The 20,655-nt window shown below is 45.6% G+C and carries 17 protein-coding genes; 5 read left to right on the top strand and 12 right to left on the bottom strand.

The genetic code is table 11. The features are described 5' to 3' along the window. Positions 1 to 90: 90 nt before the first annotated feature. Together ligA and zipA are read right to left on the bottom strand one after the other, a co-directional pair. Entirely contained in the window at positions 91 to 2,103 is a 2,013-nt protein-coding gene (gene ligA, locus J8Z23_RS04095) for an NAD-dependent DNA ligase LigA (protein WP_041852978.1), read from the bottom strand. A 90-nt stretch (positions 2,104 to 2,193) separates the two neighbouring features. Continuing rightward, entirely contained in the window at positions 2,194 to 3,150 is a 957-nt protein-coding gene (gene zipA, locus J8Z23_RS04090; protein WP_048626120.1) for a cell division protein ZipA, read from the bottom strand. 251 nt (positions 3,151 to 3,401) lie between these two features. On the opposite strand from zipA, the gene cysZ reads away from it, so the two are divergent. The 5 genes from cysZ to crr all read left to right on the top strand — a co-directional run bounded on the left by cysZ (position 3,402) and on the right by crr (position 8,332). After that, positions 3,402 to 4,145: a sulfate transporter CysZ gene (gene cysZ / locus J8Z23_RS04085; RefSeq protein WP_343429873.1), complete on the top strand. Its 744-nt coding sequence runs from the start codon at positions 3,402 to 3,404 to the stop codon at positions 4,143 to 4,145. Between the two features lie 164 nt (positions 4,146 to 4,309). Next, on the top strand, positions 4,310 to 5,278 hold the full coding sequence (gene cysK / locus J8Z23_RS04080) for a cysteine synthase A (RefSeq protein WP_005382045.1): 969 nt from the start codon (positions 4,310 to 4,312) through the stop codon (positions 5,276 to 5,278). A 300-nt stretch (positions 5,279 to 5,578) separates the two neighbouring features. Beyond that, the gene (locus tag J8Z23_RS04075; protein WP_005382043.1) at positions 5,579 to 5,836 is read left to right on the top strand and encodes an HPr family phosphocarrier protein; all 258 of its coding nucleotides are present in this window, start codon (positions 5,579 to 5,581) and stop codon (positions 5,834 to 5,836) included. Positions 5,837 to 5,976: 140 nt separating this feature from the next. Then, positions 5,977 to 7,701 (top strand): phosphoenolpyruvate-protein phosphotransferase PtsI, encoded by a 1,725-nt coding sequence (ptsI, locus tag J8Z23_RS04070; protein WP_434635072.1) that lies wholly within the window; start codon positions 5,977 to 5,979, stop codon positions 7,699 to 7,701. 121 nt (positions 7,702 to 7,822) lie between these two features. Further along, positions 7,823 to 8,332, top strand: a complete 510-nt coding sequence (gene crr / locus J8Z23_RS04065; protein ID WP_005382041.1) for a PTS glucose transporter subunit IIA — start codon at positions 7,823 to 7,825, stop codon at positions 8,330 to 8,332. Between the two features lie 80 nt (positions 8,333 to 8,412). On the opposite strand, the gene J8Z23_RS04060 is transcribed toward crr, so the two are convergent. The 10 genes from J8Z23_RS04060 to flgF form a co-directional block, all read right to left on the bottom strand. After that, positions 8,413 to 9,537 carry a flagellin gene (locus J8Z23_RS04060; RefSeq protein ID WP_434635066.1) on the bottom strand — a complete coding sequence of 375 codons (1,125 nt, stop codon included), beginning with the start codon at positions 9,535 to 9,537 and terminating at the stop codon, positions 8,413 to 8,415. Positions 9,538 to 9,654: 117 nt separating this feature from the next. Next, positions 9,655 to 10,788, bottom strand: coding sequence for a flagellin (locus J8Z23_RS04055; protein WP_005393103.1), 1,134 nt, complete (start codon positions 10,786 to 10,788; stop codon positions 9,655 to 9,657). Between the two features lie 506 nt (positions 10,789 to 11,294). Further along, on the bottom strand, positions 11,295 to 12,449 hold the full coding sequence (locus J8Z23_RS04050) for a flagellin (protein WP_006743025.1): 1,155 nt from the start codon (positions 12,447 to 12,449) through the stop codon (positions 11,295 to 11,297). Positions 12,450 to 12,872: 423 nt separating this feature from the next. After that, positions 12,873 to 14,066: a flagellar hook-associated protein FlgL gene (gene flgL / locus J8Z23_RS04045; RefSeq protein ID WP_005393113.1), complete on the bottom strand. Its 1,194-nt coding sequence runs from the start codon at positions 14,064 to 14,066 to the stop codon at positions 12,873 to 12,875. A 13-nt stretch (positions 14,067 to 14,079) separates the two neighbouring features. Next, positions 14,080 to 16,020 (bottom strand): flagellar hook-associated protein FlgK, encoded by a 1,941-nt coding sequence (flgK, locus tag J8Z23_RS04040; protein WP_012842055.1) that lies wholly within the window; start codon positions 16,018 to 16,020, stop codon positions 14,080 to 14,082. Positions 16,021 to 16,179: 159 nt separating this feature from the next. Continuing rightward, positions 16,180 to 17,106, bottom strand: coding sequence for a flagellar assembly peptidoglycan hydrolase FlgJ (gene flgJ / locus J8Z23_RS04035; protein WP_046874278.1), 927 nt, complete (start codon positions 17,104 to 17,106; stop codon positions 16,180 to 16,182). A gap of 16 nt (positions 17,107 to 17,122) precedes the next feature. Further along, positions 17,123 to 18,214, bottom strand: a complete 1,092-nt coding sequence (locus J8Z23_RS04030; protein ID WP_006743028.1) for a flagellar basal body P-ring protein FlgI — start codon at positions 18,212 to 18,214, stop codon at positions 17,123 to 17,125. 43 nt (positions 18,215 to 18,257) lie between these two features. Continuing rightward, the gene (gene flgH, locus J8Z23_RS04025) at positions 18,258 to 19,037 is read right to left on the bottom strand and encodes a flagellar basal body L-ring protein FlgH (RefSeq protein ID WP_434635063.1); all 780 of its coding nucleotides are present in this window, start codon (positions 19,035 to 19,037) and stop codon (positions 18,258 to 18,260) included. A 30-nt stretch (positions 19,038 to 19,067) separates the two neighbouring features. After that, positions 19,068 to 19,856 carry a flagellar basal-body rod protein FlgG gene (gene flgG, locus J8Z23_RS04020; protein WP_005382032.1) on the bottom strand — a complete coding sequence of 263 codons (789 nt, stop codon included), beginning with the start codon at positions 19,854 to 19,856 and terminating at the stop codon, positions 19,068 to 19,070. Positions 19,857 to 19,874: 18 nt separating this feature from the next. Then, a complete protein-coding gene (gene flgF / locus J8Z23_RS04015) occupies positions 19,875 to 20,624 on the bottom strand; it encodes a flagellar basal-body rod protein FlgF (protein WP_005382031.1) in 750 nt (249 codons plus the stop codon). Between the last annotated feature and the right edge of the window lie 31 nt (positions 20,625 to 20,655).

The raw sequence follows: 20,655 nt of genomic DNA, 5'->3' as shown, positions 1-20,655 counted from the left end.
AATAAAAAAGCACTTAATTATGGGCAAAAAAAAGCCCGACATGCTTACCATATCGGGCTTTTAGTTATTTTTTAGCTTTTTTGATAAGACTTAATTCATCAACTCGAGTAAGTCTTGTTCTGTTTTGATCTCGATACCCAGTTCTTGTGCCTTTGCCAACTTCGAACCTGCATTTTCACCAGCAAACAAAATATCCGTTTTCTTAGAAACACTACCTGTCACTTTTGCACCTAGGGATTGGAGGGCTTCTTTAGCCTCTGTGCGACCTAATTGAGAAAGTGTTCCTGTCAATACGACCGTCTTACCTTCTAACGGTAGCTCCCCTACCTGCTCAGTAGTATTAATCTCTGGCCAGTGGATGCCTTGTTCAAGCAAATCTTTAACCACTGCTTGGTTCTGCTCTTCACTGAAGAAAGTCGTAATATGTTGAGCAACCACAGCACCGATGTCTTGCACTTCAATTAACTGCTCTTCGTTAGCATTTTGGATGGCTTCCAACGTTTTAAAGTGCATTGCTAGGTTTGCGGCGGTTGCCTCGCCAACTTCACGAATCCCAAGCGAATACAAAAAGCGAGGTAACGTTGTCTCTTTTGATTTTTCTAACGCATTCACAATGTTCTGCGCAGACTTTGGCCCCATGCGATCTAATACCGTTAAAATCCCCGCAGATAACTTAAATAAGTCAGCAGGAGTTTTCACCATCTCACGGTCAACAAGTTGCTCGATCACTTTATCGCCTAGACCGTCAACGTCTAACGCTTTACGAGACACAAAGTGTTTTAGCGCTTGTTTACGTTGGGCTTGGCAAACTAAGCCACCCGTACAACGTGTTACCGCCTCTCCTTCGATCCGCTCAACATGCGAACCACAAACCGGACACTGAGTTGGGAAAATAATATCTCGCGCCGTTTCTGGTCGACGCTCTTTGATGACAGAAACGACTTGAGGAATAACGTCACCCGCTCGACGAATCACAACGTGATCACCGATCTTAACTTGCAGACGTTCTATCTCATCTGCGTTATGAAGCGTCGCATTACTTACCGTTACCCCGCCAACAAATACAGGCTCTAGTTTAGCAACAGGTGTAATCGCACCAGTACGACCGACTTGGAATTCCACCTCATTCAACGTCGTCATTTCTTCCTGAGCCGGGAATTTGTAGGCAATCGCCCAACGTGGAGCGCGAGCAACAAATCCAAGACGCTCTTGCACGGCAATATCGTCAATTTTAATGACGACACCATCGATCTCATAAGGAAGGGCATCACGACGCTGCAAGATATCTTGGTAGTAAGCTTTTACATCCGCCAAACTTTCAACTCGCTTGGTCTCCGGGCACATTGGTAATCCCCAAGATTTAATTTGCAAGAAGCGTTCGTAGTGACTTGCCGCCAATTCCGCGCCTTGCACCACGCCTACACTGTATGCATAGAAGCTAAGGGGACGAGAAGCCGTAATGCGTGAATCCAATTGTCGTAAGCTACCTGCCGCAGCGTTACGTGGGTTGACAAAGATTTTTTCGCCTTTCTTCCTTGCTAATTCATTGAGCTTTTCAAACCCAGCTTTCGGCATAAAGACTTCACCACGAACTTCAAGACGATTTGGCCAGTCATTACCCCTGAGTTTTAAAGGAATGGCTTTAATCGTACGTACATTTTCTGTGATGTTCTCGCCAGTAGTGCCATCGCCTCGTGTTGCCGCCTGAACTAACACACCGTTCTCATACAGTAAACTAACTGCGAGTCCATCCAGTTTCGGCTCACAACAGTATTCTTTCACACTCTGACTGCCCACCCGCTCTTGTGCTCGCTTATGGAAACTATCAAGTTCGCTGTCATCAAACGCATTATCAAGCGAAAGCATCGGTACTTCATGTGTCACTTGGCTAAACGCAGAGAGAGGTTGTCCACCGACACGTTGACTTGGTGAATCTACGGTAATTAAATCAGGGTTCTCAGCTTCAATATCCAGGAGCTCTCGCATTAAGCGGTCGTACTCGGCATCAGGGATCTCTGGGTTATCTTCCACGTAGTAACGCACAGCGTGGTAATGCAACGACTCTTTTAGTTCTTCTAATCGCTGAAGTACTGATTCAGACATAGTAAAGCCCCGTGTATTTTCAATCGGTGAGGTTGGGAAATCCAAGAAAAAGGGCTCCATCCGGAGCCCTATTATTATTTGCTGTTAAGATTATGCGTTAGCGGCATTAAACTCAACTATTTGACGTCGATAAGACGCTAAACGGTCTGGCGTCATTAAGTTACGCTGGTCATCAAGAACGTTGCCACCTAAATCATCAGCAATTTGCTGCGCAGTTCGGAGCATTAAGTTGAAGTTCTGTTCAGCCTCGCCATAACAAGGCAATGTCATGAAGAATGAAATACCCTTCGTTGTAAACTCAGCAGGATCAGCATGCTCAAACGTACCAGGGTGCATCATATTAGCGACGCTAAACAGCACTTTGCCGTTACCGGACAAGTCGACATGACGGTGGAAAATATCCATCTCGCCATAAATTAAGCCGTTTTGTTGCATACTCTCAAATAAAGCAGTACCAACAAATGGCTCTTCACCCGCACAGTGCACATTCAACACAATCACTTGCATTTCAGGTTCTGGCTTTGGCTCTTCCTTAGGCTCTGCAACGACAGGCTCACTAACCGTTTCGACTTGCTGTTCTTTCTCAGCAATATCAAACGCGGCGGGAATAGCTTCTTCTTCCACAGCAGACTGGAGTGGCTCTTCAGCTACTGGTGCTTGAACAACAGGCTCAACGTCCTCTTCTTTATCTTTTTCTGCAACAAATGAAGGGATGTCATCTGGCTCCTGCTGTGTCTGTGTTACTTCAGATGGACCACCGAATAGCGGGTCAGATTCAAATTTGTTGTCGAAAGAACTCGCCATCCCAAAATCTGGTTCTTTGCGATCTTTACGAATGATCTCAAAGTCATCTTCAGGAGCGGGAGCGAAGTCTCGTTCTTTCTCGACAAGATCATTTTTGTCCCCTTGGTCAACATCCAGCTTACCAAGCGGCTTGTTACCAAACTTTGCTTTGCCTTCTTTTTTACTGCTCCACAAACCATGAAACAGCAATGCCGCGATGGCTAATGCGCCAACAACAATGAGTACGAATCGCAATTCCTGCATTATTTACTCTCAATATACTTGTTTTTACTACTCGCAGTTCCTTGAGCAGCAACCCAAGTGCAATAAATCTGAATGATACGTTTACTTTACCAAAACTATATGTAGATTTAGAACAACTTAATGCAAGAAGTTCCGTTTTTTGTTGTGATTCTTGCCACGATTCCACTTAACAAGACGTCATTTGTCAGGGCATTGAAAGAAAAGCCCTCACAGGTACAATGAGTTTTCATTTACACGAAGCCAAAATAGACATGAAGCAAAACAATCAGCAGAGAACCGGATTCGGTTATTTTCTATACGGGATACAATTGGCACTTGCCCCTAAAATCAGACGCTTTGTCATCTTACCTCTACTTGCAAATATCTTGCTTGTGGGTGGTGCCATCTTCTATCTATTTTCAAACCTTAATATATGGATCGAAGACTGGATTGGGCAGCTGCCTGAGTTTTTATCCTGGTTAACTTACATTCTTTGGCCTTTACTCGCTCTGACAATACTCGCTACCTTCTCCTATTTTTTCAGCACACTCGCGAACTTTATCGCCGCGCCATTCAATGGCCTCTTAGCTGAAAAAGTGGAAGAGTACTTAACGGGACAAAAAGTAAATGATGATGGTTTCACTGCCGTCCTGAAAGATGTTCCTCGCGTTTTAGCTCGTGAATGGAGAAAGCTTCTTTACATCTTACCTAAAGCAATAGGCCTATTCCTGTTATTGCTTATACCTGCCCTTGGGCAAACAGTAGGCCCATTTTTATGGTTTATTTTTACCGCTTGGATGCTCGCGATTCAATATTGTGACTACCCGTTTGATAACCATAAAATCCCATTTAACGACATGCGTTACAAATTGAAACAAAAGCAAGGTAAGGCCTATGGCTTTGGGGTATTGGTGTCTGTGTTTACGACGATCCCAATTTTGAACCTCATTGTCATGCCTGTAGCAATATGTGGCGCAACCGCTATGTGGGTGGTGGAGTTTAAGCACCAACGATAGTCGATTAGAGATTAAGGAAAGGGATCAGCGCCAGCTTTTCCCTTTTCTTTTATCAAGTTCTGGGCCAACCTAATAAGATATAACTTTTTAATCCTTTTCCCTTTTTTTCATACCGCATATTCTTCTATCCATATTCACACAACGTGTAATGAAGGAACATCACTATGAGCAAAATCTACGAAGATAACTCTCTTACTATCGGTAATACACCTCTCGTTCGTCTAAACAAAGTAAGCAAAGGCAAAGTTCTCGCGAAAATTGAAGCGCGTAACCCTAGCTTCAGTGTTAAGTGCCGTATCGGTGCAAACATGATTTGGGAAGCAGAGAAAGCGGGGCTTCTTAAGCCAGGTGTAGAGCTTGTAGAACCTACCAGTGGTAACACAGGTGTTGCTCTAGCATTCGTAGCGGCCGCTCGCGGTTACAAGCTAACATTGACCATGCCTGAATCAATGAGCCTAGAACGCCGTAAGCTACTTAAAGCACTGGGCGCTAACCTTGAGCTGACTGAAGCGGCGAAAGGCATGAAAGGGGCGATTGCTAAGGCAGAAGAAATCGTAGCAAGCAACCCTGAGAAGTACCTACTTCTTCAACAATTTGACAACCCAGCGAATCCAGAAATCCACGAGAAGACTACGGGCCCTGAGATTTGGGAAGCGACAGACGGTGAAATCGACGTATTCGTTGCTGGTGTTGGTACGGGCGGTACTATCACAGGTACAAGCCGTTACATCAAAGGTGAAAAAGGTAAAGCCATCACTTCTGTCGCAGTTGAGCCAGCAGAGTCTCCAGTTATTGCACAAGCACTTGCTGGCGAAGAAATCCAACCTGCTCCGCACAAGATCCAAGGTATCGGTGCTGGTTTCATCCCAGGTAACCTCGATTTAGACATTATTGACCGCGTTGAACAAGTCACCTCAGAAGAAGCGATTGAGATGGCTCGTCGCCTAATGGAAGAGGAAGGTATCCTAGCTGGTATCTCATCTGGTGCGGCTGTTGTTGCAGCCAACCGACTTGCAGAACTCCCTGAATTTGAAGGAAAAACAATTGTAACCGTTCTACCAAGTTCAGGTGAGCGTTACCTAAGCACAGCACTCTTTGCAGGTATCTTTACCGAAAAAGAGAACCAACAATAATATGTGTTCAAATCAATTTTTAGTTTAAAAAAGCCCCGTTTAGGGGCTTTTTTGTTGATCCCTGCCCTACCTTTGGTAATATCAGGGTGTTTTATTTCTAGCTTCAAAATAAAGAAGCAGAACACAAAAAGGTTTCAAAGTGATTACGCACGCAAACAGTTGCGTAGTTACCAAACTTTTGACTAGTATCAGAACTGACGCGCTTTGAACTCTTCCCGTGCTAGCGCACAAGATGTAAAGCAGTTAAGCTAAAATCTAGTCACAAACTAACAAAAAAATACATTTATTGGGGTATATCACATGTACGAGAAGCAAGTAGAAATCACAGCAGAAAACGGCCTTCACACTCGTCCAGCTGCACAGTTTGTTAAAGAAGCAAAAGCATTCGACGCAGACATCACTGTGACTTCTAACGGTAAAAGCGCTAGCGCTAAGAGCCTATTCAAACTACAAACACTAGGCCTAGTAAAAGGTACTCAAGTAACTATTTCTGCTGAAGGCCCACAAGCTCAGCAAGCAGTTGACCACCTAGTTGCTCTAATGGACCAACTACACTAATCCGGTCTCCTACTCCAGAAGCCATTTTGTGAAAGCAAAATGGCTTCGTTGGAAATAGGCTCAAAACTAAGCTAAAACTATTCGTTAGCGCACCCATTATTCTCCCGTTTTATAAAGTTGACCAAACTTAAGGTAAGGCTATGATTTCAGGCATCCTAGCATCTCCTGGTATTGCAATCGGTAAAGCACTACTACTTCAAGAAGATGAAATTGTCCTAAACACAAACACTATTTCTGACGATCAAGTAGAAGCTGAAGTTCAGCGTTTCTTCGACGCTCGTAACAAATCTGCAGCTCAGCTGGAAACTATCAAGCAAAAAGCGCTTGAAACGTTTGGTGAAGAAAAAGAAGCGATCTTTGAAGGTCACATCATGCTTCTTGAAGACGAAGAGCTAGAAGAAGAGATCCTAGCACTTATCAAAAACGACAAGATGACTGCGGATCACGCTATCCACTCAGTTATCGAAGAGCAAGCATGTGCTCTTGAGTCACTAGATGACGAATACCTAAAAGAACGTGCAACTGACATCCGCGATATCGGTTCTCGTTTTGTGAAAAACGCACTGGGTATCAACATTGTTTCGCTTAGCGACATCAATGAAGAAGTTATCCTAGTTGCTTACGACCTAACGCCATCTGAAACGGCACAGATTAACCTAGACTACGTACTTGGTTTTGCTTGTGATATCGGCGGTCGTACATCTCACACTTCAATCATGGCTCGCTCTCTTGAGCTTCCTGCTATCGTTGGTACTAACGACATCACGAAAAAAGTTAAGAATGGCGATATGCTGATTCTTGACGCGATGAACAACAAGATTGTTGTTAACCCATCAGAAACTGAACTAGAAGAAGCGAAAGCGGTTAAAGCGGCATTCCTAGCTGAAAAAGAAGAGCTAGCGAAACTGAAAGACCTACACGCAGAAACGACTGACGGTCACCGTGTAGAAGTTTGCGGTAACATCGGTACAGTGAAAGACTGTGACGGTATCCTCCGTAACGGCGGTGAAGGTGTTGGTCTGTACCGTACTGAATTCCTATTTATGGACCGTACTGCGCTACCAACTGAAGAAGAACAGTACCAAGCGTACAAAGAAGTTGCAGAAGCAATGAACGGTCAAGCTGTGATCATCCGTACTATGGATATCGGCGGCGATAAAGATCTCCCATACATGGATCTTCCAAAAGAGATGAACCCATTCCTAGGCTGGCGCGCTGTACGTATCAGTCTGGATCGTCGTGAAATCCTTCGTGATCAGCTACGTGGCATCCTACGTGCTTCTGCACACGGCAAACTGCGTATTATGTTCCCAATGATCATCTCTGTCGAAGAAATCCGTGAGCTTAAGAAAGCGATCGAAGAGTACAAAGAAGAGCTACGTGCTGAAGGCCACGCGTTCGACGAAAACATCGAAATCGGTGTTATGGTTGAAACTCCTGCTGCTGCTGCGATCGCACACCACTTAGCGAAGGAAGTGTCTTTCTTCTCTATCGGTACAAACGACCTAACTCAGTACACGCTAGCGGTAGACCGTGGTAACGAGATGATCTCTCATCTTTACAACCCACTATCACCAGCAGTACTAACCGTGATCAAGCAAGTTATTGACGCTTCTCACGCAGAAGGTAAATGGACTGGTATGTGTGGTGAACTTGCAGGTGACGAGCGTGCAACGCTTCTACTTCTAGGTATGGGTCTGGACGAGTTCTCAATGAGCGGCATTTCAATCCCTAAAGTGAAGAAAGTAGTTCGTAACTCTAACTTCGCAGAAGTGAAAGCAATGGCTGAAGAAGCCCTTTCTTTACCAACAGCTGCAGAAATCGAAGCAGTGGTAGAAAAGTTTATTGCTGAGAAAGCTCAGTAATCGGTAGTACCAAGTAATTCAATACTTAATGGCCATTAGACGGCGAAAAAAGTCGTCTAATGCGCTATATTGGTATACTATAATTCGACAGAATAAAACCAAACCTTAGGAGCATGACACAATGGGTCTGTTTGACAAACTTAAGAAGCTTGTATCTGATGACAGCGCTGACGCTGGTGCTATCGAAATCATCGCGCCACTTTCTGGTGAGATTGTAAACATCGAAGACGTGCCAGATGTTGTTTTCGCTGAGAAAATCGTTGGTGACGGTATTGCTATCAAGCCAGCAGGCAACAAAATGGTAGCTCCTGTAAACGGTACTATCGGTAAGATCTTCGAAACTAACCACGCATTCTCTATCGAGTCTGACGACGGTGTTGAGCTTTTCGTTCACTTCGGTATCGACACAGTTGAACTAAAAGGCGAAGGCTTCACGCGTATCGCTGAAGAAGGTCAAACTGTTAAAGCTGGCGACACTGTAATTGAATTCGATCTAGCTCTTCTAGAAGAGAAAGCGAAGTCAACGCTAACTCCAGTTGTTATCTCTAACATGGACGAAATCAAAGAGCTGAACAAGCTTTCTGGTTCTGTGACTGTTGGTGAAACTCCAGTTCTACGTGTAACTAAGTAATTTTTACTTAGCCGAACACGAAAAAACGCTGCCATTGGCAGCGTTTTTTATTACCTGAAGTTTATGCTTTCTTACCAGATTCAACTGAGTAGACCAAGTGCCGAACTCGGCCTTTGTTTTGCCTGAGCCAATAACGCAGTTGTCGCATCTTGGAGCACTTGAGAACGCACCATTTCCGTAGATTCTCTTGCGAAGTCTGTATCTCTTATTCGACTCTTGGATTCCGTAACACTCCGATTCACGGTATTTAAGTTATCCACCGAACCATTTACACGATTCTGAAAGCTGCCAATTTCACTTCGGTGCGAATCAACGTACTTGATCGCTGCATCAATCACCCCAATTGAAAGCTGCGCCTTACCAGCCGTCGACATATCGATGTCATCCATTGTGACTAATTGACCAGTGCTTATATCAAGCTCATCCGCTAAACTGCCTTCTAACTCCACTCCTTCTGGCGTATTAATCGTAGAGGCAAAGAATTGCAGTTCATTGTTTTCCGTTACTGAGGCACTCACTACCGATTGTTGAGCATTGATGTAAGTGGCGACCTGTTCTATGCGATCACCCAATTTGAGCCCAATGGATTCCGTTTGGGTTTGCCCTTTACTGTCTTGGTATTCGACTTTTAGAGTTTGGTTATCTTTAGTGACTCGCCAATCTTTATCGACCGCATCACCAACATAATGCTGCCCTCCCATCTCTGGGATATGGCTACGCATATTACGTAACGTCAAAGAGATTGAATTAGCGTTCGCTCCAATATGGAAACTTTGTGAACCGTAAGATCCATCAAACAGGTTTTTATCCGCAAATGTTGTCGTGATCGCGACACGATCAAGCTCATCCTGCAGCGCTACGACCTCGTATTGGATGCTTTGTCGGTCACTGGTATCGTTACTACCATTTGCCGCTTGAAGCCCTAGAGAGCGTAACCGTTGCAAAATATCACTGCTCTCATGTAACGCGCCTTCCGCGGTTTGCGCGACCGAATAAGCATCGTGCGCATTTCTTAAGGCGACATCAAGCCCTCTCGTTTGCACATGGAGAGTATTGGATATCTGTAAACCTGCCGCATCATCACTCGCCGAGTTAATTCGAAAACCAGAAGTCAGGTTGCGTTGTGATTCGACGTTTTGCGCTGCTGCTTGACTCAGGTGTCTCTGCGCCACCATCGCGGCAACATTGGTATTTAAAGAGACCATCTAATCGATATGAGTGCCTTGTCGAACATCCTGTTGGGACGCATCTAAATCGTTATAGCCGATTAGCAAAAAAGCCAGGGATGAGCCTGGCTTTTGTATCTTGTCTTATTAAGGTGATTAACCTAGCAGACTTAGCGCTGAGTTTGGCGCTTGCTTCGCTTGCGCAAGGATTGAGCTTGACGCTTGCGATAGAATTTGTGACTTGGTCATTTGAGTCGTTTCTTTCGCGAAGTCAGTATCTTTGATACGGCTCTTCGACGCGTTCACGTTCTCGTTGATGTTATCCAAGTTGCTGATTGCATGGTTGAAACGGTTCTGGAATGCACCCAGCTCTGCACGGTGGCTGTCTACGTATTTCAGTGCCGCATCGATGATAGCGACAGATTCTTGTGCGCCACCAACTGAGGTTACGTCGATAGTATCTACCGTTACTTTTTTACCTTCGCCCAAACCTAGCTCGCCAGATAGGCCGCCTGAAAACTCGACTTCGCCTTCGACTTTGTTGTTGCCAGCAAAGATTTGCAGTTTACCGTCTTGGTCTACTGATGCTTTCACTAGGTCAGTTTGACCGTTAATGTAAGTCGCAAGCTCTTCGATATCGTCACCTGCTTTTGCGCTGATGTTGATTTCTTGCTCTTGGCCGTAGCTGTCCGTTAGGTTGATTTTTAGGTCGTTCTTACCTTCAGCAACGTTCCAGTCTTTACCTTTACCACTTTCAGCTTGGTAGCTCACACCGCCCATCATTTTGTTGTCTGAACGCATGTCTTTTAGCTCAAGCATCACGGCTTCACCGTTATCCGCACCGATTTGGAACGATTTCGCACCGTGTGTGCCGTTTAGTAGCTTGTTACCACCGAAAGACGTGGTTTCTGCGATGCGGTTTAGTTCGTCGTTTAGCGCGGTCACTTCTTCTTGAATCGCCACACGCTCTGATTTCGAGTTTGAACCGTTTGCTGATTGTAGAGACAAATCACGCATACGTTGAAGAATGTTAGTGGTCTCGTTCATTGCACCTTCAGCGGTTTGTGCAATTGAGATACCGTCGTTCGCGTTGCGAACCGCCACATCCAAACCACGGCTTTGTACGTTCAAACGGTTCGAAATTTGTAGACCCGCAGCGTCATCTTTTGCGCTGTTGATTTTGAACCCCGAAGACAAACGCTCCATAGAAGTTTGTTGAGCTGAGTTTGCGTTGTTTAGGTAACGCTGGGCGGTCATCGCTGATACGTTAGTGTTTACATTCACTGCCATGGTGATTTCTCCAATTGATTTTCCGGTATAGCGGTTTCCGACGTCTCGGAAAACCAAGTAGTTCTCTCAAAGTTACCCCTATTAACGACACCAAATTCAGAAGCTTTAGAAAAAAATTTAAAAAAATAACATTGCGAGATTTGGCTAAAAAAATTGAAGAAAAGTAAGAAAAAGTGCTCAAGTTTCCACAAATCGAGCCGAGAGGGCCAAATTGTATAGAAAACCAGCAAAAGGAAACAATTAAAGGTAAGTTCGCAGACGATAGACGTGAGAATTAGAAAAGAAAAAGCCCCTTTTCCTTTGAGAGAACTGGGGCTAGGTTGGTCGCCAGAGCCTATGTGGAGATCAAGAGAAATGAACACATTTCCGGCATACCGAGTGCAACTTTACATTGAAAATGATTGGCAGGTGAGAGATGAGAGAGCCGCTCATTCTATTGTAAAGTTGCTTGCCAAAAGCCTGCATTCCCATCCACGTCTGAATGTATTGAGTACAGGCTAAGTAAACTACTGCAATAGTGACATTGCAGAGTTTGGCAACTGTTTCGCTTGAGCAAGAATTGATGTACCTGCTTGTTGCAAAATTTGTGCTTTGGTCATTTGCGTGGTTTCTTTCGCAAAGTCCGTGTCTTTAATTCGGCTGTTCGACGCGTCAACGTTTTCTTGGATGTTTGCCAAGTTGTTGATGCTGTGACTCAGACGGTTTTGCTTCGCACCCAAGTCCGCACGTTGTGAATCCACGTATTTCAGTGCCGAATCCAGTACAGAGATAGCGTTTTGAGAACCTTGTACGGTTGTCATATCAATATCTTGTACTGATGTTCTAAGAGGTTCATCGCTCAAACCAAGCTCAGACGCCAATCCACCCGAAATTGAAATTTCACCCTGAACGTTTGGATGTGCAACAAAAACTTGTAACTTGCCATCTTCACTTACAGACGCGTTGATCATATCAGACTGACCATTAATGTACGTTGCAAGCTCTTCGATGTCGTCACCTGCTTTTGCATTAATGTTGATTTCTAGATCATCGACATTGCCGTCTTCGTCTTCACCCATACCTGGCAAAGTGATTTTTAGATCCGATTTAGCTGGGTCAACGCCCCAATCTTTATCTTTACCGTTTTCCGATAAGAAGGTCACACCGCCCATGCGAGTATCGTCCGCACGAATGCTGGTTAGCCCCATAATCATTGCTTCACCTGAGCTCGCACCAATCTGGAATGCCGCTTCACCGAATGAGCCGTTCAATAGACGACGGCCACCGAATGACGTGGTTTCTGCGATACGGTTTAGCTCGTCAATCAATGCCATTGACTCTTCGTTGATCGCCTGACGCTCAGCCGGAGAGTTAGTACCGTTCGATGATTGAATAGCAAGGTCACGCATACGTTGCATGACAGATGTTGCCTCATTCATCGCACCTTCAGCGGTTTGTGCAATCGAGATACCATCGTTCGCGTTACGCATTGCGACATCTAGACCACGAGACTGTGCAGTTAAGCGGTTGGAGATCTGTAGACCTGCCGCATCATCTTTTGCACTGTTAATCTTATGTCCTGAAGATAAGCGCTCCATCGACGTATTTAATTCGTCAGTCGCTTTGTTTAGGTAACGCTGCGCGGTCATCGCGGAGACGTTAGTACTAACTGTTACAGCCATTTTGCTCTCCTTTTGAGTTCGCAAGCTTTTGCGAAGCGGCCAGCTTTACTCTCATTTGGATAAGCACTGACCGTAAAAATTACTTGCTAAATCTGCCTTAAACGCAGGGTTTAGAATCTCTAAATCTGTTCTGATATTTTCAATACAATTTGTGTGCCAACTTATAAAATTTATTTCACCGCTTTTAAAAGAAGCACATAAACAATAAGTTAGCGTTATCACTAAACCATTTCCGGATAATGAGGCTCATCTTGCTTCATAGATATTGACCGCTACTTTGTTGCCGCCCGACTTGCCTCTCGCGTCATTGCCGCTTTGGGTAAAATCGTGCCGCATAGCATGACTCTTAATTTACGTCGATTTATCGCACTTAAGGCTTTGCACATAAGGCATCAAAAATCAGACAGTGTGTCTTAAGTCAGACTAAATATAGTTAAACAGAGTTAGATCTTTGGTCTTACCGAATGCTTGTTGCGATGCCTGTAACGCTCGCGAGTTTTCACTGAACTCGATAACGGCTTTAGAGTAATCCAAATCCTCAAAGTTGCTCTTCGCTTTCGCCAGAGACAAATTAAAGTCTTCGTGGTTTTGCTCTTGGATATCGAGCGTGCTCAATCGAGCGCCAGCATCAGTACGCGCTTTATTCAAATGGATAAAAGCAGCGTGAAATTCTTCTGTCATTTGGTGCAATTTGGCGGTCGCCGACGTATCCGACACCGATTTATCTGACCACGCCATTGCATCCTTGAAGGTATCGAAAATGCTGAACTCTGCCCGCTTTTCGATCTCGATGCTATCGCCAGGCGTAATTTGACCTTTTACGTGCACTTTCAGGCCTTTGTACTCAATGCCTTTTTCTGGAGAAAACTCATCGGCATCCACGACTTTACCGTTACGCTCTAGTTGGTAACCAAATTTGCCGTTGTTCATATCGACAAATGTCACGCGATACGCCGCATCATCCTTCGTATCAACGTTAGTGGCTCTGTTTAATAGCAACTCAGAACCGTTTTGTAGATCGTAATTCGGCTGATAGTCGCCAAATGGGTTTGGTATCTCCATAAACAGCTTGCTGCCAGGATCGTTCATTGGCATCTCAAGCATGCTGGAGACTTTCATTTTGCGCTGGTAATCGTCTCCAGCGTACTGCACGCTACCGTCTTTATCGCGATAGAATGGTTGGCTTTTTGGCTTAGTACCCGCAAACACGTAGTTACCAGATTCATCTTGCGAGTTCACTAAGTTAAGGAAGTTGTTCGCAATCTCTTCTAGCTCACGCTTCTTTGCTTGTCGGTCTTCCGCAGAAAACGCACCGTTAATCATCTCCATCGTTAAGCGCTTCGACTCGTCGGCAAAGTTCTCTGCATTGGCGATATTAACTTCGTGGTTTTCTAGACGATTACGCACCAACACTATCGAGCTAAGATATTGTTGTAGCTGTTCTTGTTGCTGACTAATATTTTGAATGTAATGCGACGCAAGGGGATCGTCGCTAGGTTTCAGTAACTTTTTCCCTGAAGCAAGTTGCTCTTGGTTATGGTGAACCTTATTCTCTTGACGACGCAAATCATTTTGTACGGACTGATAGTTATGGAAACTAGAAATTCGGGTTAGCACTTATCTCTTCTCCTTACCTCAGTTGTAAAATGGTATTGAAGGTATCATTCGCCGCTTGCATCACACGTGATGAAGCCATGTACGCTTGTTGAAACTTCATCATGTTGGCCGCTTCTTCATCGAGGTTAACGCCAGAGATAGAAGCAACGCGCTCTTGTGCCGCCTCATGCTCTAAGCGAGCGACAGAGGCTAATCGGTTTGCTGTAGAAGATTTCAATCCGACTTCGGTATTGAGGTTATGATAAACATCAATCAAGGTACTGGATTTTCCGTCCATCATCTTATCTGTTTGGATCTTCTGCATTTTTCTCAAGTTGCCATTACCACCTTCCGAAGGCACCAAGTTAGCGGTGAACTTGTCATTCATCAGCGCACCTTCGCTCAGCTCAAATACAGTCGCATCGCCGTTTTTATACAGCGGATGACTTTTCGGCACTGAGATTTCAATCATCGGGTTATCTTTGTCTAGCGGGTATGAGTATTTGTCCGATAGCAAATTGCCTTTGTTGTCCGTGATCTTTAACCATGGCTTATCATGTTTCTCGTCGGCTGGTTGTACGGTAACCTCAAACTCTTTGACATCCCCCGCCTCACGAATTTTGAACTTGGCATTACCTTGAGCAAAAGTGGTTGAAGCTTCATAACTTTGCGCTGCAATGGCTTTTGCATCATTGGTTTCCATCTTGATGATGGCTGCGCCACTTCGTGTTGGGCGCAATAATACGCGCTCACCAGCGGCAAGACCTTCACCGATTTGCACTTTCATACCATCCAGAACAAACGAAGAATCTGATTGATCAATGTTCAACGACATTTGCTCACCTTTCGGTGTTGTCACGCTATACTGGTCGCCATCATAACGTAGCGAATATTCACCACCTTTGATCGCTGAGATATCATCAATGTAAACCGCAACATCAGCCTGAGAGTCAGGCGCAGCAAAAACTCGAGATTTTGCCACCAGCTCAGAGTTCACGTCGGTAAATACGTCTTTACCTATCTTACCGTTAAGATCCAGACCTTGAGATTGCAGCTGATTAATTTTGTAGGAAAAGCCCGTCGCTAAACGGCCCATTTCATCCTGAAGTTGTGGAATGTGTTTGTCGCGCATTTCAAGCAAGGCACCGATTTTGCCATCCATGTCGTCAGACTTGATCGCTTTAATGCCATCTCCTTCCACCATCGCTAATCGTCTTTGGTGAACATCAGGATAGCCGTCAATCATTTTGAGCTGGCTTGCTTCCGTGCCAGAAACTAGCGTGTGTCCATTGCCAATGTGAACATTAAACCCTTCCGCATTTTTGCGTGGGGTTACGGTAACTTTGGTGTACTCAGATAACTCAGTAACCAGCTTTTCATGCTGGTCCATCAAATCATTATGTGGACCGGGTGTGCGCATCATTAACCGATGCACATCGCGGATTTCCAAGGCAAGTTGGTTCACGCGTTCAATGCCCATATCCAATTTTTTATTGGTCACATCAGATTGCAATCGCACGGTTTCATGGAAGTCATTTAATGTATCAGAGAAGATTTTCGCCTTTTCCAATACCACTTTCCGTGCCCCCAAATCGTTCGGGGTATCTGCCATGGTTTTGACCGCATCGAACCACTCGTTCAAGTTCTCTGGAATTTTCTTCGATGCAACTGAGCTCAACATGCTAGAGAGCATATCAAGATTGTCTTGGGTATCCGTTTTGTTGGCATTGTTGGTTGACGACAAGTTCAGTTCATTCACGGCAAACTGATCCCACGAGCGGCGAACATTTTCCACATGCACCCCCATGCCGTAGGTAGAACCACCAAACATGCGCGGATCATTCGTACCTTGGATAACAGACTGGCGGCTATAACCCTCTGTATTAACATTAGAAATGTTATGACCAGTGGTGTTTAATTGTCTCTGAGCAGTAAGCACACTTTGAGTACCTACATTCAGAAGATCTGACGCCATACATGCCCCCAAAAACGAAATAAAATCGGCAAAACCGATCACCTAGACACATCAAAGCAAAAGGTGTGCCAAATAAAATAGAGGTGTGAATGTTCAGAAAAAGTAAAGGCTTGCACAGTGGCAAGCCTTCGAAAACAACATGAACTGGCGAAGAGTAAATTACATACTTTCGATTTTCTGCTTCACCTGCAGGACTTTGTCTGCGTAATTCGGATCAGTCGCGTAACCCGCGCTGTGGATGCCGCGAATGAAGGACTCTGAATTCCCTCGCTGTTGCAATGCCGTCTCGTAACGTGGGTTGTCATTTAAAAAGCGCACAAAGTCATTAAAGCTGTCTTCGTAATTTGAGTAGGCGCGAAACGCTGCCGTCTCTTTCACTGGCGTATTATCGTGGAACTCTAGCGTTTGAGTCGTCACTTTGTCACCCTGCCAACTTCGATCTGCTTTGATGTTAAATAAGTTGTTGCTGCTGCCACGCGCGTTCTTCACTACCTTTTGTCCCCACCCGGTTTCCAAAGCCGCTTGCGCAAGTAGCAGAGATGGCTCGACACCTAGGGCTTTCGCGGCTTTCTCCGCGTATGGCTTCATCGAGTTAACAAAAGATTCTGGCGAATCGAATCGAGTTGGTTCATTGCTTGGTCGAGATAGCTGACCAGATTCAATCAAGCGCTGTTCAATCTCACGCGCTTTTTTCGGGTCAACACGACGATATTCCACGGCATTATTTGCCGCATCACGCATTGCAGTTTCACTCTTGTCGTTACCTTGCCCAGCCGTTAATTGCTTGACAATCATATCGGCCAAGCCCATTGAACCAGACGAACTGAGCTCGCTCGCCATCTGCTCATCCAGCATTTGTCGATAGAACTTCTCGTTCTGGCTGTTCATCATGTTGGACTCAAAGCCCTCATTGGCTTCTCGCATGGATTTCAACATCATGGAGGTGAAAATAGATTCGAACTGACGAGCCGCTGCACGCAGTGCTTCTTGCTCGCCATCTTTACCTTCCTTCACTGCTTTTTGACGCAGGGTATCCAGCGAACTGATGTCATGAATAAAACCAATGTCGTTAGGATTGTTCATTATACCTACCTCCTAACCATTAAATGATGATCAACTGGCCTTCAATGGCACCAGCTTGTTTCAATGCTTGCAAGATAGCCATCAAATCCGACGGCGCTGCGCCGACTTGATTCACTGCACGGACCAAATCATCCAACGTTAAGCCTGGCTCGAACTTAAACATCTTGCCCTGCTCTTCGCTAACTTCGATATCCGAGTCTGGCACGACAACGGTTTGCCCACCAGAAAAGCCGTTAGGTTGGCTAACATTCAGGTTTTCTTTGATTGCGACCGTCATTCCGCCATGGGTTACCGCCGCAGGTTTAAGGCGAACATGTTTACCAACTACGATGGTACCGGTACGAGAGTTAACGATGATTTTGGCTGCGCCATCTGCTGGGTCAAACTCTAGGTTTTCAATTGCCGATAAGAACGCCACACGCTGGCTGACATCACGAGGGGCACGTACACGTACCGACGTCGCGTCTACCGCGCTCGCCATTTGTGGGCCAAGGAAGTTGTTTACCGCATCCGCCATACGTTGAGCCGTTGTGAAGTCTGACTCAAGCAAGTTGAACGTGATGTAATCGCCACGACCAAATGGGTTTGGAATTTCGCGCTCTACTGTCGCACCACTAGAGATAAGACCAACGGTTGGATTGTTACCTACGATTTTTGAACCGTCAGCACCTTCAGCACTGAAGCCGCTCACCACTAAGTTACCTTGAGCAACCGCGTAAACTTGACCATCGAGACCTTTGAGGAACGTTTGCAGTAGCGTACCACCACGCAAACTTTTGGCACTACCGATAGAAGAGACTGTCACGTCTACTTGCTGACCTGGTTTAGAGAATGGCGGCAACTCTGCCGTTACCATGACTGCGGCAACGTTTTTTATTTTCGGCTTTGTGCCCGGCGGCATCTGAATGCCGAAGTTTTGCAACATGGCGGCGAAACTTTGCTCCGTAAACGGGTTCGCTTCGCCTGTGCCAGGTAAGCCTGAAACCAAACCATAACCCACGAGTTGGTTGCTTCGTACACCAGCCACTTGCGCGACGTCTTTGATACGTGCAGCTTGGGCAGCGGTAGAAAACAGAGCAACGCTCATCAGTATTAAAAGGAGTTTTTTCATGCTTACTTATCTCTTGCAGTCAAATTGCCGTCAGCACGGCGTGTTATAGCGCTACATTAAAGAATCGTGCCAAGAAACCCGGCTCTTGCATATCTTGTTGTACACCGGTGCCAGAATACTGAATTCTTGCGTTAGAAACGCGGTTTGATGCAATAGTATTGTCGAAACTAATGTCATCCGGACGAATAGTGCCGCTTAAACGTATGTACTCATCACCCGTATTAAGCGTCATCCATTTTTCTCCACGGATAACGAGGTTGCCATTTGCCAAAACTTCAATCACCTCAACAGTAATGTAACCACTGATGCTGTTACTCTGCTTAGCAGAAGAGTCACCCGCAAATGAGTTTGAGTTATTTAAGTCATAAGAGAAATTGTATTTGCCACCAATTTGCAGCTCTTCTCCGCCCACTTGAAGCGGGTCCATTTGCGCTTCATTGGTTTTCGATAAATCGGCATTGGCGCTTTTCGTGGCGCTGGTAGTCTCATCCAGTGTCACGGTAATAATGTCGCCAATACCACGTGGCTTGGAATCGTCGTAAAGATCGGTAATGTGCTCGGCGCTAAACAGTGAACCTGTTGCAGCAGCATAATGCTCAGGTTTCTTTTTCGGATGAATAGGAGCCCATGCAGGATCACCCGCAACCGGATCGCTTCTGCCACGCAGTGTATCCACGATACCGCTGCTCTCTTCTTTCGATTTATCGCCTTCTACCGCGTCAACCACCGTCGTTGCTTGTGTCACTTCATTCGTTTCAATCGGCTCTAACATGGCACAACCCGACATCGTGGCAATCAAAGCAAGTAGACAAATACGTTTCATCGTGAGCTCCTCAATTCTTGCTCTTAACCGTTATAACTGCTGGTTAACGAAGCTCATCATCTTATCGACTGACGAGATCACTTTTGAGTTCATTTCGTAAACGCGCTGGGCTTCGATCATGTTGACCAACTCCTCCGTTACATTCACGTTAGACGCTTCCAGCATGGATTGACGGATTTCACCCAAACCGTCCAAACCAGGAACACCTTCTTGTGGATCGCCACTGGCACCCGTTGGTAAGTAAAGGTTCTGGCCAATTGGCTCTAGGCCTCCTGGGTTAACAAAGTCTGTAATGGTTAGCTGACCAACGACTTGGTTGTCTTGCTGACCACGGACGCGAACCGATACTTCACCATCCGTACCGACAGTGATAGAAATCGCATCTTCTGGAATCACAATTTCAGGTTCTACAGGGTAGCCAGAACCCGACGTGACTAACGTGCCTTCACCATTTAACGTGAACTGACCGTTACGGGTGTAACCGATGTTGCCATCCGGCAACGTCACTTGGAAGAAGCCGTCGCCTTCAACCATCATGTCCAGTGCGTTGGTCGTTGTCTGCGCATTACCATGCGTGTGCACTTTTTGCGTCGCAACCACTTTAGAACCCGCACCTAGCATCAAGCCACTCGGAAGCTCAGTGTTCTGAGATGATTGGCCGCCAGGCTGGTTGATGTTCTGATAGAACAAATCTTCGAATACCGCACGGCTCTTTTTGTAGCCCACAGTAGAGGCGTTCGCCAAGTTGTTCGAAATCGTGGCAATGTTGGTTTGTTGGGCGTCTAGACCTGTTTTACTTACCCATAGTGCTGGATGCATAGTGAACCTCTAACTCTGTTAACTCATACGAAGCAGTGAATCTGAAGATTTATCCATCTCTTCAGCAGTGCTCATCATCTTGACTTGCATTTCAAACTGACGCTGTAAGTCAATCAATGCGGTCATTTCACCTACGGCATTCACGTTACTGCCTTCAATCGCTCCTGTCTGGAGGCTAACAGTAGCGTCTGCTTCGTAAGGTTGGTTTGGAGTTTTATGGCGAAATAAGCCATTGGTGTCTTTAAACAAGCTTTGATCATTAGGCTTAACAAGCTTAATGCGATCAACTGCTTGGAATTCTTCTGCCGGGGCACCTTGAGGAAGCACAGAGATGGTGCCATCCCGACCGATTTCAATTTTAGAGAGAGGGATAGGCAAAGTAATCGGCGCATCGTTTTCACCCAGCACCAAATGGCCACTTGCGTTAGTAAGCATGCCATTTTGATCGACTTTTAGGTTACCGTTACGGGTCAACCCTTCTTTACCTGTATGATCGAGTACCGATATCCAGCCGCTGCCTTCAATCGTCACATCCAGATCTCGCCCTGTTGTAATCACGCTACCTTGAGCAAAGTTATGCCCTGGACGCTCTGTCATGCTGAACACACGTGAAGGATGGCCTTCACCATAAGCCTGCATTGAGCGAGCCTGCGCTAAATCCGCACGAAACCCTGTCGTGCTTACGTTAGCCAAGTTATTAGCACGCAATTGTAGTGCCTGCATATTTTGCTTGGCCCCACTCATTGCAAGAAACAGTGCGCGATCCATAAATTACTCCAAAAACTTCTCTGTACACGGA

The sequence above is a fragment of the Vibrio sp. SCSIO 43086 genome, from assembly GCF_051132235.1.
Lineage (GTDB): Bacteria > Pseudomonadota > Gammaproteobacteria > Enterobacterales > Vibrionaceae > Vibrio > Vibrio diabolicus.
Note: the sequence above shows the minus strand (reverse complement) of the source record. Positions and strands in the feature narration are given on the sequence as shown.